Source organism: Paraglaciecola sp. QJM3NY_14, assembly GCF_056173245.1.
In genome coordinates this window covers 2199097-2224183 of sequence record NZ_CM149664.1, presented here as the reverse complement: position 1 = coordinate 2224183, position 25087 = coordinate 2199097, and the positions used below count along the sequence as shown (strand labels likewise).

Genomic DNA, 25087 nt, shown 5'->3' with positions numbered 1-25087 from the left:
TTCTCGCTTCTCACACTCACTTTAAAGCCGCTTTTTAAACCTCTTCCCCGCCATACTGATTGGCCAAATCGTCAAGTTCAGAGCAGGTGTAATCAAACCCTTTACCGTCGAATTGGTATTTAACACTCACGGTATCAGAACCTTTGGACAGTTTGGCTTTAACAGCCACATTGCCCGATGATGACGTCCAATGCGTCAACTCATTAAGAAATCGGTTGGCCACTTGGGCGTCACTAAATTGAAATTGAAGTTCGCTGATCAACACTGTGTTCTCACATTATATAATTAGGCTATGGTGGCGTGCGGCGCATTCTGCAAAGAGCGACTTTGCAGCCGCGCATAGTAATAAAGGTTATGTTAGCTGTCTAGGGTGGTATTTTCTCGTCCCCCCTTCACCCTTAGCGTTTTCCATAAAAAAGCCGCTTCAAAGAGCGGCTAGGTAATCTAAGAAGAAAGATGATGTATTTTAACGCAAATCCATCTCTTGAATAATTTCATGGGCGATATCAGGGGTGGTGCATTCAGGTTTTTTGTGTAAATCCCCTTTCAACTGACCTTTGCGGTGCTTGAGCGCAGCATCTAGCTTTTTGGCTGCCTTAGAAATAGCAGGATACATAACCGGATTCTCTGCTGAGGCCGAAATACGTGAGCCCTCATATTGGGTGCTGATTTCTACATCGAACTCGCCATGCTCTTTGGAAATAATGATATCAAGGGCGATTAAAGTTGGAAAATGGCTGGCTAGCTTAGAAAATTTTTCGTTTACATGTTCTTTTACGGTATCGCTTAATTCTACATGGTGACCTGAAAGATTTATTTTCATAGGTTTTCCTTTTGGATTAACGTTACTTCTTTGTTGTACTGTATTTCTTACTGTACGTCTTCTTGTTGCTAGTAATAGACCTTGGGGCTGCGTTTTAAAAAACAAGCACTCCACGCGTCATTTCACATTTAATTGCTTTTATTGGCTATCATTCGCTGAACTTACGTACAACATGTACATTTTGCGTGCGAATTGTTTTTCTTATTCCCTCCCTATGGTCTTTATCGCATAGATCGTCGTACGAATGCTAATAACCTCTTATTCATTGAAATCAATAAATAAGACCCCAGTGTTATTAGGCCATGAGCAAAGATATGCTCAGCCTTATTAAACCAACACCGCCATCATAAGCGGTTTATTTACGCGAGGAATACTAGACTTTAGGAGAAATAAAATGAGCAAGACACTAATAATAGGTGCAAGCGGACAGATCGGCAAAATGACCACACAGAAGCTACTTGACGATGGCGCAACGGTTGTTGGGCTAGTAAGAGACAAGTCTAAATTGAGCGATATCAAGAGCGAGAACTTAGAAGTAGTGGAAGGTGATTTAGAACAAGATTTTAGTCATGCATTTAAAGGTTGCGATAGAGTCATATTCGCAGCGGGTTCTGGCGGTAGTACCGGCGCGGATAAAACCATGCTTATCGATTTATGGTCTGCGTGCAAGGCGGTAGATTATGCTAAAGCAGCAAATGTGTCTCAATTCGTTATGATCAGCTCTATCGGCGCCGATGACCCAGCGCAAGGCTCAGATAAAATGAAGCCCTATTTAGTCGCCAAGCACATGGCCGACGAGCATTTGATAAATAGCGGTCTCAATTACACTGTTTTACGTCCGGGTAGTTTAAAAGATGAAGATGCCAAAGGCGGTTTCCAAACGGCTAAACCCGACAGTAAAGAAAAGATGATCATCACCCGAGAAGACGTCGCCGAAGCGTTGGTATTCGTGCTAGGCAACCAAAATGTAAACAACAGCACGTACGAGTTGTTTAATGGTAACCAATCCCTTGAGCAAGCTTTCGCTTAAAGCGCTGTACCATCATTAGTTCATAGAAACCGGCCCTCTTCACACTGAGGGCTTTTTTATCCCTACTACTTAGCTATTAACAACCGAAGTCTTCCTTCTAAACCCGCTGTATCCCGCTATAGACCTATATCCTACTTCTAAAGTATGAGTTTTTTTGTGCAAAGGAAGCATGGTGCTGAGCAACGCTTGCCGCCTATTCTAGTACCCGAACTAGCACATTGGCTTCATCCCTTAAGGGTAAATCCTTTGAACCAAACATACGCTGAATTTTCCAGTCAATGATACGAGGTACATTATGATCTATGCAAACCCAGGCAGCGCTGATGCTGTAATCAATTTTAAAGCTAAGTATGAAAACTTTATCGGCGGTGAATGGGTAGCGCCAGTTAAAGGTGTTTACTTTAATAATCTAACCCCTGTTACTGGCGAAGAATTTTGTGAGATCCCTCGCTCTAGTGCAGAAGATATTGAATTGGCGATTGATGCAGCTCATGCCGCAAAAGATGCATGGGGTAAAACCTCAGTGCAAGAGCGCTCAAATATCCTTTTAAAAATAGCGGACCGCTTGGAAGAAAACCTGACCAAACTCGCTGTTGCAGAAACTTGGGACAATGGTAAACCCATCAGAGAGACCATGGGCGCAGATATTCCATTAGCCGTCGACCACTTCCGGTATTACGCTGGCTGCATAAGAGCCCAAGAAGGTACACTCTCGCAAATTGATGACAACACAGTTGCCTATCACTTTCATGAGCCAATGGGCGTTGTAGGGCAAATTATCCCATGGAACTTCCCAATTTTAATGGCAGCATGGAAATTAGCGCCAGCACTCGCAGCAGGTAATTGCATCGTGCTTAAACCTGCTGAGCAAACACCTGCAAGTATCCTTGTGTTGGCCGAATTGATTGCGGATATCCTACCTGCGGGCGTGCTTAATATCGTTAACGGTTTCGGCAAAGAAGCCGGTGAAGCTTTAGCAACAAGTACACGCATTGCAAAAATTGCTTTTACTGGTTCAACTGCGGTAGGCGGCCACATTTTAAAATGTGCAGCTGAAAATCTCATTCCCTCTACGGTAGAACTTGGTGGTAAATCCCCGAATATTTTCTTCAAAGACATTACCAACTTTGAAGATGATTACCTCGATAAATGCGCTGAAGGTTTTGCTTTGGGTTTCTTCAACCAAGGGGAAGTCTGTACGTGCCCTTCACGTGCCTTAGTGCAAGAAGATATCTTCGATGAGTTTATGGAGCGTGTTCTAGAAAAAACGAAAAAAATCATTCGTGGCAATCCTCTTGATGACAGCACTATGGTAGGTGCTCAGGTATCGAAAATTCAGTTCGATAAAATTATGGGTTACATTGACATTGGCCGTGAAGAAGGCGCTTCAGTGTTAACTGGAGGGTTCTCTGAAGAATCTGCACCGGCAATTGATGATGGGTACTACATTCAGCCTACTATCCTCAAAGGCGACAACTCAATGCGTGTTTTCCAAGAAGAAATTTTTGGGCCTGTTATTTCAGTCACTACGTTCAAAACGCCAGAAGAAGCGGTCGCTATCGCTAATGACACCGCTTACGGTTTAGGTGCAGGCGTTTGGACCCGAGACGCTAATTTAGCGCACAAGATGGGGCGGGCAATAGAATCAGGTCGCGTATGGACCAATTGTTATCACCTGTACCCTGCTCACGCAGCTTTTGGTGGATACAAAAAATCTGGCATAGGCCGCGAAACGCACAAAATGATGTTAGATCATTATCAACAAACCAAGAACTTGTTGGTGAGTTATGACACTGCTCCACTAGGTTTCTTCTAAGCTGAAGAAGTACATGCCGCCTGATTCTGTCCGCAGGCGGTATGTACATTTATTCGCTGATCCAACATGCGTTTATCTTACCAACTGAATTACCTAGCCTTGATTATTGGCACATTGTTGACCCTTTTTTCATTGGTCAGTCACGCCGATACTGTTCCGGCGAACATCGCACATATATTTCCAAGCGCAACCCGGATCGAGGCCCCCCTTGAGGATGTTGCTGTTACGCCTGTATACCAATTGAACGAGTTACTTGGCTATACCTTTGAATCTGACGATTTCACACAATTCATTGGTTTTTCGGGGCAAACAATCAACCTTCTCATCGGTTTGGATACCAAAGGTATCATCACTGGTATTAAGGTCCTTAATCATAATGAACCGATTTTTTTGCATGGCCTAGGCGAAGAAGCCATGTTCAGTTTTATCGCACAATACCCTGGGCACTCAATCAAAGAACGTTTCATCATCAATAGCCGTGAACAACACTCAGCTGATAATACCTACTTTGATGGCGTAACCCGAGCGACAATTTCCGTGCTTGTTATCAATGACACCATCATCGCATCGGCGCTTAAAGTCGCTAGGCAAAAACTTGACGGATTCTTAGCGGCGCATCCTCATCAGATTAAGAAAGATTTCTATCATTCATTGACCTTTAAACAACTGCTCGAAAAAAAGTATATCCATCATTGGGTGGTAAGCACCAAAGAGGCAATGAACATTTCGCCCAAGTTAGCGCAGAAAGTGAAACGCTTAGCGGATGGCCACGATGACTTTATTGATATCTATGTGGCGTTCGTCAACATCCCTATGATTGGCAGAAACCTGTTGGGCGACCAAGAATATAAGCGACTTATAGAAGAGCTGTCGCCCGGCGAGCACGCGTTAATGCTATTCAATAAGGGACAATACTCCTTTATCAGTGAAGAGTTTATTCCCCAAACAACCTCGAGCCGGTTAAACGCTGAGCAAGGTGGGTTTCCGGTAGACGTTCGAGATATAGATTTTTACAGCTTCTACCCACCAAGCTTTGCTATGCAGTTACCAAAGTTTGATGATCAGCGTGTGTTCCGCATTAAATCTCAATCTGGGTTTGATATAAGCCAACCATTCAATTTGAACTTATCAGTAAGCTATCACTCGTCATTCTTGAATCAACAAGAGCATGCATTTCCTTTTACGATCACGCCAAACCCAGACTTGTTTGAAGAAACACCTGATGCTTTAAGTCAAGTCAGTCAGCGTCCATTATGGCAGAAAATATGGCTAGATCGCCCAGTGCAAATTGGTCTCACCCTGCTCTATCTACTGTTCGTTTTATGGGTGTTCGTCACGCAACACTCCCTAGCGAAAAGCCAAACCAAAGTACATCGACTGCGTTTTGCCAGTTTAATATTTGTATTATTTTTTGTCGGTTTCTACGCCCAAGGCCAACTCTCCGTGGTGAATATATACACCCTACTCCTTGCCCTAGGAAGCGACTTTAATATTACGGTTTTCCTGCTCGACCCGGTTATTTTTATCTTATGGGTGTTTGTGTTTGTAACCCTATTTTTATGGGGTCGGGGGGTGTTTTGCGGCTGGCTATGCCCTTTTGGCGCACTGCAAGAATTTATGGGCATGCTGGCAATGAGGCTGCGTATTCGCCAACTAAAAATTTCACCGAAACATCACAAGTTTGCCCAAAAGATAAAATACTTAGTGCTTCTCGGGCTAGTGGCATGTTCATTCTATTCCCTGACATTGGCAGAAAAGCTAGCCGAAATTGAGCCATTTAAAACATCAATTACATTGAATTTCGTGCGCTACTGGCCTTTCGTTCTTTATGCTCTGATATTGCTGGCTTTGAGTTTAAAGATTCACAAAGTGTACTGTCGCTATTTATGCCCATTAGGTGCTGGCTTAGCAGTACTAGGACGTTACCCGTTGTTTAAGTGGCTAACGCGCCGCAAAGAATGTGGTAGCCCTTGTCAGCTTTGTCGCAATAAAAAATGTGCGATCGACGCCATAAAACCCACTGGTAACATTGATTATAATGAGTGTATTCAATGCCTTGAGTGTCTTGTTACCATTGAGAGTCCGCGACTATGTGTGGTGGACAAATACAATAAAAAATCAATAAGAGTACGAGAAGTAAAATAACGCTGAGCAGAAAATCAGCCTAGTTGGTGCACAACGTGTGCAATATCAGTGTGATTGCAACATAAGCTAAAGCTAGGCTTTTACCCTACTCATCTGCTTTGGTAAACGTATTTTGCACTATATGATGAGTTAAAGAGCAGTATGATCAGTCAAAAAGCAGTCGCAACGTGACGCTAGATTTCGGCTCACAACAAAAAATAAAGGCTTTAAAAATGTCCAATATAAAAACAATAACAGCCATCACCCGCTCCATTGACCCAGCGATTGCTGCCCAAGAATTACGTCAACAACTATCAGCCCCACATATTACGTTTGTACTTTTCTATTGCTCATCTGTGTATTCATTACAGCGCTTAGCATCCAATATGGCGTCCGCTTTTGACGGTGTTGATTTAGTCGGTTGCACCACCGCCGGTGAAATTACCCCTAATGGCTACGAACAGCACTCCATTATCGCCATTGGCTTTAGTGCTTCTCATTTTGCTATTAGCGCGCAAATCGTCGAATCAATGGAGAACTTCACGTTAATAGATGCTCAGGAAACCATTAACAAGCTAACCGAAAATTGCTATGTCAAAAAACTTACTACGATCAAAAATCATTCATTTTTATTGACGTTACTCGATGGTTTATCCGCCGACGAGGAGCAATTCTTGGTGACTCTTAATTCTGCGTCAGGCGGCATACCTCATTTTGGCGGCTCTGCGGGAGACGACATACATTTAGCCACAACGCATGTGTTTTACCAAGGGTCCTTCTACGAAAACGCGGCTATCGTTTTGATGGTAAATACCACATGTGCTTTTGAAGTCTTCAGTTGTAACCATATCAAACACCCCACAAGTAAAGTCGTCGTCACCGCAGCGGATGCTGACAGTCGTACTGTGTTTGAGTTAAATGCTGAACCTGCCGCACTCGAGTATGCAAGGTTATTAAATGTCACCGTAGGTGAGCTTAGCCCAGAGTTATTTGCTCTGTACCCCTTGGCAGTTAAAGTCGGAGGACAATACTATATTCGTTCTATTCAAAAAGTGAATGAAGCTGATTTGAGCCTGACCTTCTACTGCGCTGTAGATGTAGGTATTGTGCTGAGCACTGTGGTGATGGATGATATTTTCGCATCCCTTAGCAGCGAGTTGAGCCGCATGACCTCCCAATATGGGGAGCCTGAATTGGTATTGACTTGCGATTGCTTCTTACGCCGCCTCGAAATAGAGCAGCGCCAGCAACTCAAGCAAGCTAAGGAATTGCAACAGAGATACAACATACGTGGTTTCAACACCTATGGAGAACATATTGATGGCACGCATTTAAATCAAACGTTCACCGGCGTTTTCATTGCCGGGGGTAACGAATGAGTGGGCAAGACCTGCAGCAAGAGTTGGCCCAGTTAAGGGCTGAAAACACGAAGCTTAAAAAAATTAACGATGCACTCATATCTAGAGTTGAACAAGGCGGCGGTAATCAATATGCGCCCTACGCGGCGTTTGAACATTCTGTACATTTAGCCGAACAAGTCAGAGAAAAGACCCAAATTTTAAATGAAACCTTGGCCGAGGTTGAGCATAGTCATCGCGCATTAAAGCAAGCCAATGAAGATGCGAATATCTTTAAACAGCGTTTTATCGATGCCATAGAGAGTATCTCTGAAGCCTTCGTACTGCTCGATAGTGACGGTTTGATACTGCTGCAAAATTCTAACTTTGCCACGTTCTGGGGTAAAACAGGGTTGGCCATTCAAGAAGGTGCTAACTTCAACGATTTGAAAGATAGAGCAAAATCCAGCGGTATGATCAGGCGTGCAAGCCCAGGTGGCGAACAAAGCAGTCCTGTGTATCAATTAGCCGATGGACGTTGGTTTCAACTCAACGAGCGGCGCACAAGCGAAGGTGGTTGGGTGATGTTGTACACTGACATCACAGAAGTTAAGGTAGCCGAAACCGCCCGCTACGAACAAGGCATGATCCAAAAGTCCATGTTGCTACAAGGCCTAATAGACAACTTATCCCAAGGGGTTGTCATGATCAGTAGCGCCAACCAGATTGAGGTATGGAATAACCGGTTTGTGCAAATGAGTCAGCTCTCCCCTAATCAATTGCGCTCCATGCCTTACTTTCAGCATTTAACCAATTTAACCGAATTGGAACTTGGCGAACGACCTCGAAATAAAGACGGTTACTATGTACAAACCCTCTCAAACGGCACCGTATTAGAAATACGCGACCACAGATTACTCAACGGTAAATTAATCAAAACCTATACGGATATCACAGTGCGACATCGCTATGCGGAATCTCTGGAGAAAAGCGAACGTTGGCTACGACTCATCACAGATAACGTACCCGCCATGATCGCGTATATTGGCAGCGATTTAAAATTTCAATTTACCAACCAAGTCTATGTGGATTGGTACGGTTGGCCCCAAGGCAGTTTAGATGGTGAATCAATCAAAGATAGTCGGGTAGATTCTGATTATCGCCAGCTTCGTCCCTATATTGAACGTGCCCTAAAAGGGGAGAGTGTCAGCTTTGAGATAGCGGAAAAAAATCACGCTGGTGAATCTCGGTATTTGTTAAAGTCCTACGTACCTAATCGCAGTAGTGACGGTAATGTACAAGGATTTTTTGTCTTAGTCAGAGACGTAACAGAACGTAGACGCAACGCTGTCGCCTTGCAAAAAGCCCACGACCAGCTTGAAATTCGTGTGGCTGAGCGCACGTCCCAGCTCAAAAGCCTCAATGATGAACTCATTATTGAGGCAGAAGAGCGCAGGCTTGCACAGGTCAACCTCACCACGGCTAAACGTGAAGCTGAGTTTGCCAACATTTCAAAAACAAAGTTTCTTGCCGCAGTCAGTCATGACTTACTGCAGCCGCTTAACGCAGCCCAACTTTTCACCAGCTCATTAGGCGAAACGCTCGTTAATGCGGAGTCCCTCCCGCTGGTCAACTCATTAACCAATTCCCTAGATGATTTAGAAAATTTGATCAGTACGCTAATAGACATCTCCAAGCTAGATGCCGGCGTAGTCAAAGCAGATAAAGGAATATTTAAACTCTCAGAGCTACTGGATAACTTAGCCAATGAATACCGGCAAGCCACCGGCCAATACAATATCGAATTGCGCTATGTGCCATCAAACATCATGGTGTATAGCGACAGCGTATTACTTGCACGCATTCTACGTAATTTTATGTCGAACGCGTTTCGATATGCCGCTCAAGGTAAGGTATTGCTAGGGTGTAAACGCAGGGGAGATCACGTGGCAATAGAAATATGGGATACCGGCTCCGGCATTGCACAAGATCAACTCACCGAAATTTTTAAAGAATTTAAACGCTTAAAATCATCGCAAAGCGCCTTTGGCAATGGCCTAGGCTTAGGGCTGGCCATAGTCGATAAAATTGCTCATGTGTTAGGCCATAAAATCACCGTCAATTCTGAGTTGGGCAAAGGTTCTGTGTTTTCCGTTACCGTACCCATATCTGCGAAGCAGGAGCTGCCAAAACACTTGGCCAACGTACAGACGTTCGTTAGCCCAACAGACTTTTCACATTGCCGAATTTGGTTAGTCGATAACGACATCAGTGTTTGCGAAGGAATGTCGCATTTACTCTCAGGTTGGGGCTGTCATACGGTTACCGCGGTGAGCTTAGAGGCGTTAAAGGAAAAGGTAAATATTGCTCACGATGAGGTGGATATTCTAATGGTCGATTACCACTTAAACGATGGTGAACTGGGCGTAGATGTGGCACACCATATTAATCAAACTCGGCGAAGCGCCCTCCCGACTATTATGATCACAGCCAACTATAGCCAGTCACTCAAAAGCGAAATCAAGAACAGCAAAATATTGTTGCTTAATAAACCGGTAAAACCCATGAAACTGAAAACATCCATGCTCTATTTGTTGCGTAAAGCTTAGCGTTTTAAATATTGATTAAAGTCGATATCGCCGCAACCCACCACCACTTTCACACGGTTTGTAGCGCCCAACTTTTTAAGGATAGATGACACATGAGATTTAATGGTCGTCTCTGAAATATGCAGATTATAAGCAATCTGTTTATTGGCCTCACCTTTCGTTAAATGTTTTAGCACAATGAGTTCACGGCGAGTCAAGAGTGATATTTTTTCGGGAGGAATTTCACATTCATTGGTCTGATTAGCAACAGCCTGACTGCGCATAATATTAGGCGGTAAATACACATTTCCAGCAAACACACTCTGAATAGCCTCGCCAATCACCTGCTTTGAGGAAGACTTAGCAATGAAGCCAACAGCACCATAGGAAAGGGTCTGCAATATCTTTTGCTTTTCAGTTTCAGCCGAAACAATAACCACTGGCGTGGTGGGGCATTCATTGCGAACATCCAGTAAACCGTTAAGCCCCGTCATGCCGGGCATGTTCAAATCGAGCAAGATCAGGTCTATTTCGTCATTGCTTTTGACTAACTCAAGCGTTGATTCAATGTCTTCTGTTTCGTAGGTAGTAGAGCCAGGAAACGCAGAACTGATCGTATTGATTATCGCTTCACGAAATAAAGGGTGATCATCAGCAACTAGAATTTTATACATGATGCTTAACACTATGTTTTAAATAAAATATTCTACCTTATTTAGCGCTTCTAACCCACCCGAAATTAACAGTTTTTTAACACAAAAATGCAGTAAAACGGGGTGTTTTACTGCATCAGGTAATAAAACTTTCCGATTAATCATCAACTCCAATTAAAATACTCGGCGTTCCCCCAGATGATATGCGAACAGCATCGTTTGCCACCCTTTGCATTTCTTCGCTTGCCAGTGTTTTTTGCAATGCATTTATCGAGCTAAACAGCATACTAAACATCTGATAGTACTTGGGTATTTCATCCCCGACAGCAGTAAACTTAGTCACTGTGTAAGGTAGCTCGTCCGTTTTAGGAATGTGTAATGCCTGATGAAGCATGGCTAAATGCAAAACATAGTCCCCCTCAAACTGTACTTTGTCTTTTGGTTGTGGATACAGCACCATTAATTTTACGCTTTGCATTATGCTAACTCCTGTGTTTGTTGCTTTTCATTCAGCTTAAAATGTCACCACGGCACCAACAGAAACCGTGTCATTGTCCTCCCCTGCTAAAGAATTCGTTACGTCTGCTTCAGTGTGGTTGTATTCGAAAACGGCGGTGAGTCCCGGGCACAGCGTATTGAAATAAGCCAAACCCGTATTGGTATGTTCGGCATCCAATACACTGTCAGTGTTTTCCACTTCAGTTCTGCCGTGGGTGACCACAAATCTATGGTCGTGCAGGGTATAAGACGCTTGAAATAACATACCGTCAGTCTCGATCACCTCAGGGCCAACCAACTGATCTAGCCCTGCAACATGCCCTAAGCCTTTAGCGCTATACCCCGACGCACTCAGTGCCAAGCCCGCAAACTTTACTTTCGCACCATAGCCCACGCCTGATTGATCTTGTTCTATTCCATCAACTTCACTGGATTGGCTAACACCACTTAACCACGCCATAAATGAGCCACTGTCAAAGGTGGAGTTGTACATTAATTCGGCCTCAAAACGCGGTAAGTCTTCAGAAGAATCAGATGACACTTTGTTAGGGTCCATCAGGCCCACCGCAATTTTGAAACCATTGAATTCAGGCGACCTATAAGTGATCTGCGCCTTAGGGAAAGGATACGTATAGCCAGTACTAATGTTACCGAATGTCACGTTACCGCCATCGACTAGACCAAAAAAGTCAGAGGTTTGGCCAAAGCCCAAGAGCAATTCATCGTTTAAAATATTGGCGCGGTTAAACAGACCGAAGTCTTTACCGATAAGCACTTCCCCCCAATCGGCTTTGACTGTTGCATAAAATTGGCGAACGTCAATCAACGAGCCGGTCCCTAAATCAGCGGGAGAGGCGTCTCGATTATTATCAGAATCGTTTATGGACACCCAAAAAGAAGAGCGCATTTCAATCTTCATGTCTGATAACTGATTTGAAAAGTTAAAGCCTACATTATTCGGTAAAAACCCCATACGTACTCGAGATTGATCTCTGTCAGTACCGACCCCGCCTGCATCGGTGGTTTCAATTGAACTATTGGAATAGAAAGCATTGACCAAGCCGTCAGCGCTGAAGCTCAAACCGTCGTTTTCGTATATGTCTATTTTAGCCGCAGCACTGAAAGAAGAAGCGATCGCCACTGACAAGAGGCCAAATTTCGTTAATGTGTTCATGATTGTGTTTCCCGTTTTTTGTTATCGTTCAACGGGATCATATAAACACCAGACTGGGTAAAGAATTGAACGAGATAACGAAATCACGCGTTATTTAGTATGACGAAAAAGAACTAGTACTTAAGGAGGGACGCATTTTGCAAACACAACCGTCAGTAGTGGCCGAGCAAAATCGAATAAATAAGTCAGTGAGTGTGTTTTTTGATAGCCCGTAAGAGCAAGCGCATCGCTAGCCAAGTAGAAAGTAGAAGTACAGGAACAGAAATGCCCTTCACTAAGGTTTTATCCAGCGCTAAATCAACCGATGCGAGCGCATTTAGTACGTAATCCAGCAGACTCATGGAGTAATACACAATCGCCACAATAGACACACCTTCCACTATTTGTTGCAAGCGTAACTGCACTTCCCCCCTTCGATTGATCGCAGCGAGCAATTTTTGGTTCTGTTGTTCAATCGATAAATCAACACGTGTTCGCAGTAAACCACTTGCCCGTTCGATGCGACAGGTTAACGCGTCTAATCGGCGCGTTAACGCCTGACACGTTTTAACACCAGGGCCAAGCCTTCGAGTGACAAACTCACTTAAGCGTTCTTTGTGGTTTAGCTCTTGCTCTTTGAGCTGAGTAACGCGTGAGCACACAAGTTCGTAGTAGGCATCCGTGGCACTAAATCGATAGCTAATATCAGCCAGTATTTGCTCTGTTTGATTGGCTAAATGCGATAAAGCGCTGAGCATTTCTCCATCATCAGCATCCTTAGTGCTCGCCATACTTTGATTTATTCCCACTAAGCGCTGCTCTATTTGTGCTACATCAGCAGACAACGCTTTAGCAATGGGCAAACTTAACAGCGCCATCATTTGATATGTTTCAATTTCCAGCAAACGCTGCACTAAGCGACCTGCTTGATAGGTATTCAATGCCGATGACTGAATATAAACCCGGGAAAAACCATCGCTGTGAACTCGAAAGGAGGTGAACACGTTGGCTCGCCCACTGGCTACCGTGCTACCGAACACTTGATAGTTTTCAAACGCTTGAAAGAGTGATGTATCGCTGAAGGGCTCATCACTCAATACCAAGTTAACCGCACTAACAAGCTCACCCACTAGTGAGTCAAACCATTGCTGGGGCACAAATTCAATAGCAAAACTGTCAAATAATGCCTCACTGACGCCCTTTCTGATAAAGGTGTAACTGGAGAATTCTAAGTGTCGTTCCCAGCGGATCTCGAAACCCGTAAAATGCTGATAATAGCAACACGCATCCGACTCTGGAGGTGGCGCATTATAATGTGCACACAAGGTGCATAGTTGCTGAAACTCTTTCTCTCTCTGGTCTTGGTTAATTCGCACAGCAATGTGGCTAACAGTGGAACAAGTCGCCATTTGGACACTGGGCCGGTTATGCAATTCTTGACTCAAGCTTTGCCGTGTTTCTGATACCCAAAGACGAGGTCTATTTTTAATAACGTCGGTCACAGCTTCGCTATTAACTTCCCTATTAGCTTCGCTATTAACTTCCCTATTAGCTTCTCTATTAGCTTCTCTATTAAGTTGTATTGTCATTCTGATGACTTCATCATTTTGCTAGTCAGCGCACATCAAATAACACTGCCTGCAAGCAAGCTCGGGTATTTTGCTAATAAAGCGGCTTGCCAGCTAAGTTCAGCAACGCCAGATTCTGTGCGCGGACGCGTTAGAGCAACGGATTCTTGATGTACGATACGACTCGGCGACTGACTCAAGAATAGAATTCGATCGGCTAAGTACACTGCCTCTTGCAAATCGTGCGTCACAAAAATCACACTGCACCCTTGCCGCTGACAAAATTTAATAAGCAATAAACGCAGACGAGCTGCCGTAGGGGCATCAAGTGAATTAAACGGCTCATCGAGTAGCAACAACTTGGGGTTAATAAGAAAAGCACGGGCGATACTGACTCTGCGCTGCATACCTCCAGACAACGTGCGAGGGTAGCAGTTTTGTTTGCCTTCTAGCCCAACACTCGACAGTAATTCATCGATAGTGTCCGGGTGGCTGTTTGGCTGTACTAACCTCAAGTTTTGCTCAACCGTTAACCAAGGCATTAATCTGGGTTGTTGAAAGATGTATCCAATTGGAGGACACATTTGTTCGTTCAAAGGCTCGCCATCAAATACAATATTGCCCGCCTCGCTTGGTTCGAGGCCACTTATTAAATTGAGCAAGGTTGTTTTACCGCAGCCCGAAGGGCCAATGATAGCAACGAACTCCCCTGCCCCTAAATCAAATTCGATATTATCGAGTACATTCGTGCCTTGTATGTACTGTTTATTTTCGATGCGAACGGTAAGTTCAGCCATGCACACTTCCCCGAGCGATTAACCTATCAAGTGGACGAAAAACAACGGCTTCAATACACAGTATGATGCTGATAAAGGCACATGTGTAAGCCAAAATACCAGTGATATCAAAGAACTGAAATTGGGTATTTAGCGCAAAGCCCACTCCGTCACTGCGCCCAAGTAACTCAACAACGAGGACAATTTTCCAGATCAATGACAGCCCAGAGCGAGCTGATGCCATGATAAACGGATACAATTGCGGCAAAAACACCTTGAAAAAGGTACGCCTGGGTGACAATCGATAGATTTTAGCCACAGCCAGCAAATCGTGATCCACGACCCGCGCGCCTTCGCGGATCATCACCACAACCGTAGGGATTTTGTTTAGCACCACCGCGGCAATCGCAGCACTTTCCACCAAACCGAACCAAATATAACACAGCAAAATGGTTACCAAAGCAGGTACATTTAAAGCGATGATCAACGCCGTATCAGTCAATCGATTGAGCTTTGAATACGTTCCCATCAGCACGCCTATGACGACACCAATGAGCATTGAAATAACAAAACTGATGGCCACACGCTTGAGCGTGACCCATAGATTTAAAAGCATATCTCCTTGGGTGAGATGAAAATGAATGCTGCTGAGCACCCCAATGCAGCTAGGGAAATCAGGGCTGGCCACAAACCACGCAGCCGCTTCCCAGGTCGCCCCAACGAGCAAGAATGTCCCTATACGGATAAACAACCAGCGACGCGTAGCCTGGCTCAAAAATGACATTGAGGACAAGCAGGCAACAATAGCAGGCAGGTTTGCGCGACGAGAAGGAATGTCATTGAGCGCTTTCATCTTCAACCACAGGGTTCCAGGTCAATAAACGCTGGTCAAACGCATAGAACGTATGCTCATCAAGGGATGTGGCATTGCCTACCAAGTTGTGTCCACCTTGCTCCGCCAACACAGTAAATATGTCTTTCGTTGCCATTAATTCCTCAGGACCAAACCGATGCAATAAGCCCCTTCGATATTCGGTTTGTAACCCCGTAAACACCTCATCATTTTCAGCCTTAGTTAAATGGCGAATTCGCGCCCATTCATCATCTGATGAGTAAAGAATTTGCTTTGCGGCCAATGATGCTCGCAAGAAACCTTTGATGCTCTTCGCATGCTGATCAGCCCAAGGTTTTTTGAATGCCCAGCCCAGCAGAGGCACATCGTTTTCAATGTGAAGGGCGTGTAATATTTCTGGCACCGTGACCAATAGTCGATACCCTTTGGCTTTTAAGCGTGCACCGTAGTGCCAAAAGTTGATCCCCGCATCAAGCTCGCCTCTGAGCATAAGGACGTTAAGTAGAACAGGAGACATAAAACTCGGCGCGGTTTTGTTTTTTATATCAAATCCATATTGAGCTTTTGCATATGCCTGCAGTAACAACCAGTTTTTATCCACCTCGCCACCAGCAATACCGACTTTTTTATTCGCTAAATCGCGAACATCCTTAGCAGATGAATCTTTTGGAACATACAAGCCCCCGGTAGCAATAGAAGTGGGGAAAAGTGTAATGTCTTTATTGTTAGCGCGTTGGCGATTTACCCATAGCCAATCAGTTAGAATGATGTCCACTGCATTACTTTGCAAAGCCACTGCTGAAGCATTTTTACTGCCCAAAGATAATACGTCTAACGTGAATCCGTATTTTTTATCCAGCTTGTGGTGTTTAATTACATCCACTTCCCAATTAACCGTGCCGTATTTCAACACCCCCAGGCGCACGTTCGGCGTCGTCTGTGCAAAGGCTTTCATACTCATAGCCATCACGATCACAACCACGCTAAATATCAGTAAACGTCGTATTTCTGCGCCCTTGAACATTGACTACTCCTCTTACGCTTAATCGCCCCAATTGCTGACTAGACTTGTTTAAATCTGTACCCGCTTTTTAATAGCTGACATGTAATTCAAGCATTAAAATCTGGCTTCAATGCCCAAATGAATCGCTCTGGGTTGGCCTCCAAAGTAGCGATAAGAGCCAAACGCATAATCTGCGCGACTGGCATATCGCTCGTCTAGTACATTCTCTAGTCGCGCCAAAAGACGCACTTTATCAGTCAGCGAAAATTGACCACGAAGTTGCAACAAATTGTGCCCTTGGTATTCATGTTCATTCGATGGATCTAGGTAGTAACGACCCACGTGCGCCCATTCGAGCTCCAACGATGAGTCTTTAGTGGGCTGCCAAGCGAGACGCACATTGCCCAACTGACGTGGAGCCGTATCAATGTCGTTCCCTTTCAGTACACCGCTACTGGCATGTTCTGATTCGTATTGGTGAATCGCGTAGGTGTAATTAACCGCAATAGATACATTGCTAAGTATTGGATAATCAAGCCCCACTTCCACGCCTTTGTGAGACGTTTCAGCATCAGTCACATTCAGGCCATCATCATCTCTGAAGAAGAAGTGATCTTTAGTCATATAAAAAGCCACCAGCTCAAAGTTCATATTAAGTGCTAAGCCTCTTACCCCAACCTCTTGGCTCCGAATTTCTTCTGATTCAATTTGTCCTGCTACTTGCTGGTTTTGAATTCGGTACAAGTCGGTCGTCTGCGGCGCTCTGAATCCCTGAGACCAATCAGCAAAAAGCGCGACGCTCTCATTCATCAAATAATTAAACCCTATCTTGCTGCTGACGTTATCGAAATCATCTTTGCTGTCAGCTGGGCGTTGATACAAACATGCCACAGGCTCATTGTTACCATTAACACATGGGCTGCCGTCAGCCTGTGTGGTTCCATCAGCAAGCCGGTTTTTGTAATCGTAATGGGTACTATCAAAACGCACACTGGCAGACATTCTCAACGCGTGACTGTATTGCCAGTCGGCTTGAACATAAGGAGCCAACGTCAACACATCAACCTCATAGTCGTAATGCACACCTTGCTGGCGCGCTTTACCAAAGCTAAAGGTACTGGCCTTTTGTTGGGTTTCAGTGAGCTCGCCTGAAGTCCACTCTGCATCAGCCCCCATAACAAGGGCGAGACGCGGGTCAAATTGCCAATGATAACTACTGGTCAATCCAAAACTGGAGTGGCTATTTTCTTCTATCGCTTCAGAGGGTAAGTAATGCTGGCGAAACTCCATATCATTCGTTCGAACGTAAGGCGTAAGCACAAAATATCTGTCATCAGACAAAGTACGTTGCCACTTACTCGCAACACGCATTGATGACCATTTTCGGTAGGCGTCGTCTTCGCAGTTTTTTTCCATTGCTTGGGTGTCTTTAAACAAGCGGTCATCTGCGTAAGTAGATTCAAAGCAACCTTCCCCATTGTCGCCAGAGGCAATAAAACCCGCGGTATTTTGGTCAAGTAAGAAGCCCGCAACACTGGTCGTTATCGCGTTGAGCTCATCACGGTATTCATGACGCAGCCCCACTTTGGCTGACGTGAAATCACTGTCGTCTTGGTAGCCGCCATTGTCTATTAATTGCGTATTAATGCTTAAACCGTGTGCACCAAAATCATTGCCCAGAGTACCTTGCACTTGATAGTGCTCGTTTGGCCCAAGTAACAAAGATACGTCCCCGCCGTCACGTACCGCTTGATTAATCACATTCACCACACCGTGAACCGCATTTGACCCATAAATCGCGCTTGCTGGGCCACGTACGATATCCACTTCTTGTGCTTGTGCTAAGTTAAGCTCTGATAAGCCATTGTTATTTGCAAAACCTGCTGCACGTGTTGCAATGCCATCTTCTAGAATTAAAAAAGCCCCCCCTGCACCCGGTCCGGTTAGTACGGGAGAGCGCAAAGAAGGCAAAGACTCCATGCCATTATTGGCTTGTACATACACTCCACTCGCGCGATTAAGTAGATCGCTTGGATAAACCGAGCTTACTGTTTGAATATCTTGGCGATTGATGCGCGCCAAATTACCAGTCAGTGTTAATAGGTTTTCCGCTTGACGCGTGCCTGTCACAACAATGACATCAGGTATATCAGTCGTTGTAACCTGTGACTCAGACAGGTCTTCTTTGAACATACTGGCTTTGGCAGTATTTGCCTCGGCAGCTTTGGCTTCGGCGATACTCGCTGCAACCAAGCTGGTAACAGCCAGCATGGAAAGCTGAAAAACGGGGATTCTTTTTTTAACTGACTCTCGAAACATCACAGTTCTCAAAGTATTCGATAATGTATGTTTTATGCTATTGCTCACCTGGTTTTTATTCTTTCCTCCTTTAGTATGACTACTCTCGTCAATTAAGGCAGAAAGACGGCATTTTCGATGAATGTCAGCATGCTTAGTCATTAAAACTGTACCTGCACATTGGCCGTTACTCGTCTTGGACTGCCTGGGCCAACAAAAAAAGCCTCATCAATTTCAGGGTATACATCCTCTAACACCTCGTCTGGCTCACCATAGGTACCAAAGGTATGGTATTGGCGGTCAAAGGCGTTATCGATCCGCGCTGAAAGCTGCACAGACTCACTTACTTGATACTTGGCATACACATTGGCAATCGCGTAAGACGATATTTTTTTATTCTCATTTGCTTCATCCCCGCGGTAATACGATGACGATGAGAACAACCACTCGGCGCCTACACTCAGTGCTTCGTTCAGTGCCCAATCGGTGTGCATTTTCACTTGATGCTGAGGCTGGCCAGGGATCGTGTCTCCAGCTTCCACTTGACGACCTCCTCCTAAGGGATTATTCGGACTAAATGTGACAAATTCTGATTCAAAAGTAGCGTCTAAGTAGCTGTAATTGGCACCAAAGCTAAGGTTTTCTCGCTGATGCAAGAAAGACAGTTCTGCCCCTTGGCGATTGGTTTTATCAACATTGATAAAGTAGCCCTCAGACTGCGTCACACCCGCTTGTTGAAAAATAATGTCATCCACGCTTTTGGTGCGATACAAAGTGGCCGTTAGCGTATTAGCATCAGTGTGATAATCAACTGACGCCTCAATGGTTTTCGCAACGACTTTATTCAATGGCGGATCGGCCACAAAACCATTGGGTAATTTACACGGGTCATCTTCATCGGCACAACTTAGCTCTGCTGGGCTTGGCATACGTGACGACTCGCTGTAACTCAGTGATATATCCCATTTTTGGGAAACAGAATACTGAACGCCTAACGCTGGGTTGAAACGATTGAAATGGTGCTCGCCGTTTAATGAGCCGTCACCAACATCTATCCTGTCGTGCATCGATATTTTACTGTCGTTATAGCGCCCAGAGACACTGAGTAACCAGCGCTCATCAAAGCGCACTGAGTAACCTGAGTAGAGGTAGTGCTCGTAAGTTTTTACCCCTAGTCTCACTTGGGACTCACTATCAAAAAATCCTGTGGGTGATACTGAACGGTCATCCTCTGGTGTGCTGTTATGCAAAATACCAAACTCGGTATCACTGATAAAATCGATATCAGCTTGATCGATTCCGCCACCAATGACCCACTCATGCTCTGCATGCTGAGTTTTTTTACTGTGCATAAGCTGCAAAGCTAAGCCATAACTTTTGTTTTCAGTAGCGCTTTGGTTCAACGTGCCGTCTATATCGTCAGCGTCCAAATCAGAAATGTCACTGAAGCTTACCTCTGGGGCATAACCCACAAATTCGACACGCTCAACGTCGTCATCTTCTTCCTCACACAAGGTAACAACATTATTAAACTCACATTCTTCGTAGTCGCTGTCATCACCGTTAGTAGTGTCAATATTGTTGCGTCTGTAATAGCTGTTTGCTTGCATTGTAAAACCATTACCTAACGCTGACTCGCTACTAAGCGCAAACATGCGGTGATCGTTTTCAGTTTTATCTGGGTAGGTGTAAATAGCGTCATACCCCTGGGCGACTTGTAATCCCTCGGGCACAGCGCCATTGCCGGTCAGGGCGTTGTCATTAGCCGCGGCGAATAACTCAAGGTGATGAATATCCCCTTGGTAGGTTAGTGTGCCTAGCACCTGCTTCAAATCACTGCTTGAAAAGTCCCGCCAGCCGTCTTCGCTCAAACGGTTAATTGCCACATAATAGCCCCAACGGCCATTGTTTCCGCCGCTTTGCACCGTCGCTTGGCGTTGACCGAAGCTGGCTATTTGTAGGTCCAGTTCATTGCGCGCGAAGGTGAAACCATTTTTGACCCGCATGTCTAATGCACCGCCTAAGGTATTTTGCCCAAAACTAGGGTTCGAGCCCGAGTACAACGCGACGCTATCAAGGGCAGCAAAAGGAATAAGATCCCAGTTGACGGTATCGCCAAATGGTTCGTTAAATCGAATACCGTTGAGGTATAAAGAAATACCTTGTGGTAACCCAAGCAAAGGCGACGCCGTAAATCCGCGGTACTGCACGTCAGGTTGAAAAGGATTGTTCTGTACATCGTTGATATGCACACTGTTTAAGCGATTTTTCATGTGTTGCGACAGCGAGAGCGCATTGCTTTGCGCTAACTCCTCTGTGCTAATGGTTTGTATACTGCCAATGATACTGGTGGTGTTGTGTTCACTAAAAAGAGGATTTTGGCCAAACACACTGATTGTTTCAAGACTGGCGATTTCACTTGCCATGCCCTCAAAACTTAACATTACACCGACTGCGACTACATATCTCATCATCAATTCCATTGCGTTAGTTATCACTTCAACAAGGAAATTAACGGATAGATGCCTTTGCTACAACTTACGCCAAGAAAAGAAAGAACCAAAATAATCTATATATTTCATAACGTTAACTAAAAGTCATTCTTAAGCCTCCTTCTAAAGTAGGAGGCCATTCCTGCCAAAGTCAGCGCACATTACTGCTTGTAAAGCAGGGAGACATTATCCACGACCTCGAAACGTCACTAGGGCAATAACGCAAGTCACCAAGGCGCTGCTAAAAACCACGGTAAAAGCAAGTTCATTAACTTGCCCGTACAGCGCAAATCGCAATAACTCGACACAGTGCGTAAAGGGGTTAAACTGGCAGATCCAAAACAACACGGCGCTTGCTTCTTGCATTTTCCATAAGGGATACAGTGCACTGGACAAGAAAAACATCGGGAAAATGACAAAGTTCATCACGCCTGCAAAGTTCTCTAGCTGAGTAATAAGATTCGCGAGCATTAATCCCAGCGCGCTGAGGAAAAACGCTATCAAGAAAATAGCAGGTACAGCATATAAATATCCGGTAAATTCAATATCGACTCCCACTAATCGGGTGATGAACAAAAATATAAGCACTTGAAAGGTCGACAAAATAGCACCGGCCACGAGCTTACTAAAAAGCAAAAAGGGCCGAGGCATTGGGCTCATAAGTAAGACTTTCATACTGCCCATCTCTCGGTCATACACCATAGACAACGAGCTTTGCATGCAATGAAACAAGATGATCATGCCGCCAAGCCCGGGCGTAATATATTGCTGATAGGTGATGTAGGTACTGTAAGGTTCCATTATTGAGATCCCCAGCGCAGATCGAAACCCAGCCGCAAACACGACCAGCCACAACAATGGTCGCACCAATACGCTCAATAAGCGGGTCCTTTGTTGTAAGAAGCGCAATACCTCTCGCTTAACAATGCCATTCATGCAGTATAAGTACGTTGCAGGGTTCATAGTGCCTCCATGCTGGCGGTTAACGTACGGTAAAGCTGAGGCACATCATCGACATCGAATTGGGCACATAAATCTCGGGTAACCCCTTGCGCTTTAACTTGCCCACTATTAAGCACAACCAAGCTGTCTTGTGCACTGACTTCATCCATCAAGTGCGTCGCCCACAACACACAAAGGCCTTGTTGCTGGGTTAAGGTGCGCACGTATTTGATGATCAGCGCGCGGCTCTCTATATCAAGCCCTACGGTAGGTTCATCAAGTAATAGCACCTTAGGCTGATGTAACAGGGCTCGGGCTATTTCTACCCGCCGGCGATGGCCCCCATTCAAGGCTCTGACTTTCACAGCCAGCTTATCATTGAGGGATAATCCCAACAGTATGTCACCAATATTACTCAGAGCATTCGCCGATGAAATACCGTGCAGCGATGCGTGGTACAACAAGTTTTGTTGAACGGTTAAATCTAGGTCCAATGTGCTTTGTTGAAACACCACTCCCATTGAGCGCATGATGTCTTTGCGGGCGCTTTGCAGGCTCAAACCACATACTTTGATGTCACTATTGGCCTCATCGTCTGCAAGGCGTTTGTTGGCGCTTGCGTTAGCTCCCGGGGCAGACTTTAAACCGGTAAGCAAAGAAAATAAGGTACTTTTACCCGCACCGTTTGGTCCAAGCAGAATATTGATACCCTGTGGTAGGGTTAAATTTACGCAATCAAGCACGCGCTTTTTGCCATAGCGGTATGACAAATTTCGCACCTCGATACTGGAGTGGGTTATTTTATGACTGGGTTGGTTGTTGTTCGAAATTTTTTGCCCAACCGGGTTAAGCTTCGCGTCTGATGGCTTGTTCATTGCGCACCACGCACAACTACGCCCCATGGGTAACGCCCTACTTTGATAGAATGCGTGACCTTACGCTTTGCAATATCGATTACCGACACATCCCCGCTAACACCATTGGTGGTTAACAGCTTGCTTTGGTCTTGATTAAACGCCAGTTGCCAAACCCGTCTGCCTACCAGTAAATATTCTTCGATATTCATGCTAGGCACATCAATGACCGCCACATGATTGGCTGGGCCCAGTGCAACGAATGCTGTTTTTCCGTCACCGCTCAACTCCACTCCTACTGGCTGTACTTTGTCCCTATGCACCCCTGAAATAGCGAAGGTAAATTCATGAATAACCTGACGGGTATTAACGTCAAACACGCTCAAGGTGCCACCAATTTCAGAGCTAACCCAGAGCTGCTTGCCATCTTGTGAAAACTTTGCCGATCTGGGGCGTGCGCCGACTAATGAATTATCGATGTTTTCGTAGGTTTCTGTGTCTATCCAGTGCACCATATTGGTTGTTTCCGAGGTAACCACAACCAGTTTACCGTCGGGGCTGACAGCTAGCCCCTCGGGCTCTACACCCACATCGATTTGTGTAATCACTTGTCTCGATGCTATATCAATTACCGTGAGCAGGGCATCATCTTCGTTCGAGGTATAAATGATTTTGCCATTAGGGTGCAGCGCAATGGTTTCGGGGTCTTCTCCTGACGGTAAGTCTCCTATAACGGTTTCATTAACTAAATCAATGATCTGAATACTGTCAGAATCACTGGCACACAGATAAGCAATAGTGCCATCATGGCTCAGTACCAACCCTCTGGGTCGTTGACCAACGTCAAACTCTCGCAGCACTTTGTGCTGTGCAAGATTGATGACCGAAATCGTGTTGTCCTTTTCATTGGAAACGTAAGCGAGTTCTTGGGCGTGTACCAAAGTGATTACATTGCAGCCAAGCAACATCCCCAGCATTAGCGATATATTCAAAACGTTCTTTTTCATATGTGACCTCTGGTGATATTGGCGGCTCATTCGCAGCGCATTTCGCGTGCATCAAAACCCAAGGTATCAAGTTCGTTTGTGGGATGTAGCATGCCCGCTTGGGGCGATTCAGACACAAAAGCGTTGGGTTGCACCAACGCCAAAGGCATTCTTAACTGACCATTCCATGAACGAAAGCTGAGCTTACGCCCTTTATATGCAGCCAATTCAAAGTCATCAGAATGAATATAATCAATCAACTCTGCCGGTTTACCTGAACCTGTTTGCTGGGCCGCTTGAGCGACACTTCGCACTGCCAAATAAGCACTGAAATCTAATTCATTCATGTCTCTTGCCGCCATTTTGCGAAAACGACTTTGCAATTGCGCCGCCCCCCACTGCTCTATCACTCGATGCCATGCCAGTGCTTCTAGCCCGGCTGAACCGATAACTGGCCTTGGCAAATATGTGTTGTAAGGAATGAATTCGGCGAAGTCCTTATGAGCATCAGCGACAAAGACCACATCATAGGGGCGCGAGGTTTGGGTAAATAGCGGAATTTCTTGCTGAGTACTGCGGCGCAAGTCAGTGTTAAAGTCCCACACTTTTTGTTCGATAATGTTTAATCCAAAACGTTTCGCTGCAAGAGAAAACGCATATGCTATATGCTCATCGGCCACTCCCTTGCCTTTGATCAACAATATTTTAGATAACCGTTTTGCCACAAGCCATTGTGCCAATGCGTCTGACTTCATTCGGTAACTTGGGACTGTGTGTAACACAGATGACAAACACAAGGTGTGGCGCATATCATCCGCCGGCTCACTGACATTAAACACCAACACAGGTTTATTTTTCGCCCATTTGTCTATGGTTTCAAACACACCGCTGTCAGCACTGACAAGAAATACAAACACACCCTTTTTAAACTGCTGATCAATACGCTTGAGCACTTCTTGAGGAGCGTGCAACTCAAACTGAGATAATGTGAAAGATTGACCAATGAATTTACCTGTTGAGTTAGCATCAGCCACCGCTAACTGCGCGCCAGGCAAACCACTGTTTTCAGGTAACAGATTGATATTGCTGAACGTTGCCACGGGCGCGTTCAATAGCTTCAAATAATTCACCTCATAGCTAAGGGGAACATTTTTAGCGACCGAATGGCCATTCCATAGCAAAATACAAACCGTAGACAAAACCCAAGTGAGACGGTTAATAACGCTTATTTTCTGCTTCTTTAAACGGCTTGTTTGCGTGTTCATAGTCCGCTCTTCTCCTTACGCTAAATTT

Annotated in this window: 20 protein-coding genes; 5 read left to right on the top strand and 15 right to left on the bottom strand. The window is 45.0% G+C overall.

All coding sequences use genetic code 11. From position 1 onward, the window contains the following. Window positions 1–34 precede the first annotated feature (34 nt). Entirely contained in the window at window positions 35–265 is a 231-nt protein-coding gene (locus AC0VYA_RS09350) for a hypothetical protein (protein WP_011574694.1), read from the bottom strand. Between the two features lie 201 nt (window positions 266–466). Then, window positions 467–823 (bottom strand): ribosome hibernation-promoting factor, HPF/YfiA family, encoded by a 357-nt coding sequence (gene hpf, locus AC0VYA_RS09345; protein ID WP_006993757.1) that lies wholly within the window; start codon window positions 821–823, stop codon window positions 467–469. A gap of 394 nt (window positions 824–1217) precedes the next feature. Here hpf and AC0VYA_RS09340 point away from each other — a divergent pair, with 394 nt between their 5' ends. The 5 genes from AC0VYA_RS09340 (at window position 1218) to AC0VYA_RS09320 (ending at window position 9739) form a co-directional block, all read left to right on the top strand. After that, window positions 1218–1853, top strand: a complete 636-nt coding sequence (locus AC0VYA_RS09340) for an SDR family oxidoreductase (protein WP_475490823.1) — start codon at window positions 1218–1220, stop codon at window positions 1851–1853. A gap of 295 nt (window positions 1854–2148) precedes the next feature. Then, a complete protein-coding gene (gene exaC / locus AC0VYA_RS09335; protein ID WP_475490822.1) occupies window positions 2149–3669 on the top strand; it encodes an acetaldehyde dehydrogenase ExaC in 1521 nt (506 codons plus the stop codon). Between the two features lie 66 nt (window positions 3670–3735). After that, window positions 3736–5814 carry a 4Fe-4S binding protein gene (locus AC0VYA_RS09330; RefSeq protein ID WP_475490821.1) on the top strand — a complete coding sequence of 693 codons (2079 nt, stop codon included), beginning with the start codon at window positions 3736–3738 and terminating at the stop codon, window positions 5812–5814. 212 nt (window positions 5815–6026) lie between these two features. Beyond that, window positions 6027–7172 carry a nitric oxide-sensing protein NosP gene (gene nosP, locus AC0VYA_RS09325; protein ID WP_475490820.1) on the top strand — a complete coding sequence of 382 codons (1146 nt, stop codon included), beginning with the start codon at window positions 6027–6029 and terminating at the stop codon, window positions 7170–7172. After that, window positions 7169–9739, top strand: a complete 2571-nt coding sequence (locus tag AC0VYA_RS09320; protein WP_475490819.1) for a hybrid sensor histidine kinase/response regulator — start codon at window positions 7169–7171, stop codon at window positions 9737–9739. Before nosP ends, AC0VYA_RS09320 begins: the two co-directional genes overlap by 4 nt. On the opposite strand, the gene AC0VYA_RS09315 is transcribed toward AC0VYA_RS09320, so the two are convergent. The 13 genes from AC0VYA_RS09315 to AC0VYA_RS09255 form a co-directional block, all read right to left on the bottom strand. Continuing rightward, on the bottom strand, window positions 9736–10392 hold the full coding sequence (locus AC0VYA_RS09315; protein ID WP_475490818.1) for a response regulator: 657 nt from the start codon (window positions 10390–10392) through the stop codon (window positions 9736–9738). The two genes, AC0VYA_RS09320 and AC0VYA_RS09315, sit on opposite strands and share 4 nt — an antisense overlap. Before the next feature lie 136 nt (window positions 10393–10528). Beyond that, complete coding sequence (locus tag AC0VYA_RS09310; protein ID WP_011574687.1) at window positions 10529–10849, bottom strand: EthD family reductase; 321 nt, start codon at window positions 10847–10849, stop codon at window positions 10529–10531. 36 nt (window positions 10850–10885) lie between these two features. Continuing rightward, window positions 10886–12043: a porin gene (locus AC0VYA_RS09305; protein WP_475490817.1), complete on the bottom strand. Its 1158-nt coding sequence runs from the start codon at window positions 12041–12043 to the stop codon at window positions 10886–10888. Window positions 12044–12228: 185 nt separating this feature from the next. Next, window positions 12229–13611, bottom strand: a complete 1383-nt coding sequence (locus AC0VYA_RS09300) for a DUF3422 family protein (RefSeq protein WP_475490816.1) — start codon at window positions 13609–13611, stop codon at window positions 12229–12231. 35 nt (window positions 13612–13646) lie between these two features. Continuing rightward, window positions 13647–14387, bottom strand: a complete 741-nt coding sequence (locus AC0VYA_RS09295) for an ABC transporter ATP-binding protein (RefSeq protein WP_475490815.1) — start codon at window positions 14385–14387, stop codon at window positions 13647–13649. After that, entirely contained in the window at window positions 14380–15150 is a 771-nt protein-coding gene (locus tag AC0VYA_RS09290) for an ABC transporter permease (protein WP_475491052.1), read from the bottom strand. Before AC0VYA_RS09290 ends, AC0VYA_RS09295 begins: the two co-directional genes overlap by 8 nt. 52 nt (window positions 15151–15202) lie before the next feature. After that, window positions 15203–16243, bottom strand: a complete 1041-nt coding sequence (locus tag AC0VYA_RS09285) for an ABC transporter substrate-binding protein (protein WP_475490814.1) — start codon at window positions 16241–16243, stop codon at window positions 15203–15205. Between the two features lie 93 nt (window positions 16244–16336). Further along, window positions 16337–18682 carry a TonB-dependent receptor gene (locus tag AC0VYA_RS09280; RefSeq protein ID WP_475490813.1) on the bottom strand — a complete coding sequence of 782 codons (2346 nt, stop codon included), beginning with the start codon at window positions 18680–18682 and terminating at the stop codon, window positions 16337–16339. Continuing rightward, entirely contained in the window at window positions 18682–20994 is a 2313-nt protein-coding gene (locus AC0VYA_RS09275; RefSeq protein ID WP_475490812.1) for a TonB-dependent receptor, read from the bottom strand. Before AC0VYA_RS09275 ends, AC0VYA_RS09280 begins: the two co-directional genes overlap by 1 nt. Before the next feature lie 204 nt (window positions 20995–21198). Beyond that, the gene (locus AC0VYA_RS09270) at window positions 21199–21975 is read right to left on the bottom strand and encodes an ABC transporter permease (RefSeq protein ID WP_475490811.1); all 777 of its coding nucleotides are present in this window, start codon (window positions 21973–21975) and stop codon (window positions 21199–21201) included. Next, entirely contained in the window at window positions 21972–22829 is an 858-nt protein-coding gene (locus AC0VYA_RS09265; protein ID WP_475490810.1) for an ABC transporter ATP-binding protein, read from the bottom strand. The genes AC0VYA_RS09270 and AC0VYA_RS09265 overlap by 4 nt, the downstream gene beginning before the upstream one ends. Beyond that, the gene (locus AC0VYA_RS09260) at window positions 22826–23815 is read right to left on the bottom strand and encodes a YVTN family beta-propeller repeat protein (protein WP_475490809.1); all 990 of its coding nucleotides are present in this window, start codon (window positions 23813–23815) and stop codon (window positions 22826–22828) included. Before AC0VYA_RS09260 ends, AC0VYA_RS09265 begins: the two co-directional genes overlap by 4 nt. Window positions 23816–23841: 26 nt before the next feature. Next, entirely contained in the window at window positions 23842–25059 is a 1218-nt protein-coding gene (locus tag AC0VYA_RS09255; protein ID WP_475490808.1) for an ABC transporter substrate-binding protein, read from the bottom strand. Window positions 25060–25087 lie beyond the last annotated feature (28 nt).

Bases quoted from the DNA above. Each gene is read 5' to 3' on its own strand.
- AC0VYA_RS09305 (WP_475490817.1), bottom strand. From the start codon at position 12,043: ATGAACACATTAACGAAATTTGGCCTCTTGTCAGTGGCGATCGCTTCT.
- AC0VYA_RS09295 (WP_475490815.1), bottom strand. From the start codon at position 14,387: ATGGCTGAACTTACCGTTCGCATCGAAAATAAACAGTACATACAAGGC.
- AC0VYA_RS09340 (WP_475490823.1), top strand. From the start codon at position 1,218: ATGAGCAAGACACTAATAATAGGTGCAAGCGGACAGATCGGCAAAATG.
- AC0VYA_RS09320 (WP_475490819.1), top strand. From the start codon at position 7,169: ATGAGTGGGCAAGACCTGCAGCAAGAGTTGGCCCAGTTAAGGGCTGAA.
- hpf (WP_006993757.1), bottom strand. From the start codon at position 823: ATGAAAATAAATCTTTCAGGTCACCATGTAGAATTAAGCGATACCGTA.
- AC0VYA_RS09280 (WP_475490813.1), bottom strand. From the start codon at position 18,682: ATGACTAAGCATGCTGACATTCATCGAAAATGCCGTCTTTCTGCCTTA.
- AC0VYA_RS09270 (WP_475490811.1), bottom strand. From the start codon at position 21,975: ATGAACCCTGCAACGTACTTATACTGCATGAATGGCATTGTTAAGCGA.
- AC0VYA_RS09300 (WP_475490816.1), bottom strand. From the start codon at position 13,611: ATGACAATACAACTTAATAGAGAAGCTAATAGAGAAGCTAATAGGGAA.
- AC0VYA_RS09330 (WP_475490821.1), top strand. From the start codon at position 3,736: ATGCGTTTATCTTACCAACTGAATTACCTAGCCTTGATTATTGGCACA.
- AC0VYA_RS09315 (WP_475490818.1), bottom strand. From the start codon at position 10,392: ATGTATAAAATTCTAGTTGCTGATGATCACCCTTTATTTCGTGAAGCG.
- AC0VYA_RS09260 (WP_475490809.1), bottom strand. From the start codon at position 23,815: ATGAAAAAGAACGTTTTGAATATATCGCTAATGCTGGGGATGTTGCTT.
- AC0VYA_RS09310 (WP_011574687.1), bottom strand. From the start codon at position 10,849: ATGCAAAGCGTAAAATTAATGGTGCTGTATCCACAACCAAAAGACAAA.
- AC0VYA_RS09255 (WP_475490808.1), bottom strand. From the start codon at position 25,059: ATGAACACGCAAACAAGCCGTTTAAAGAAGCAGAAAATAAGCGTTATT.
- AC0VYA_RS09290 (WP_475491052.1), bottom strand. From the start codon at position 15,150: ATGTCATTTTTGAGCCAGGCTACGCGTCGCTGGTTGTTTATCCGTATA.
- exaC (WP_475490822.1), top strand. From the start codon at position 2,149: ATGATCTATGCAAACCCAGGCAGCGCTGATGCTGTAATCAATTTTAAA.
- AC0VYA_RS09265 (WP_475490810.1), bottom strand. From the start codon at position 22,829: ATGAACAAGCCATCAGACGCGAAGCTTAACCCGGTTGGGCAAAAAATT.
- nosP (WP_475490820.1), top strand. From the start codon at position 6,027: ATGTCCAATATAAAAACAATAACAGCCATCACCCGCTCCATTGACCCA.
- AC0VYA_RS09285 (WP_475490814.1), bottom strand. From the start codon at position 16,243: ATGTTCAAGGGCGCAGAAATACGACGTTTACTGATATTTAGCGTGGTT.
- AC0VYA_RS09275 (WP_475490812.1), bottom strand. From the start codon at position 20,994: ATGATGAGATATGTAGTCGCAGTCGGTGTAATGTTAAGTTTTGAGGGC.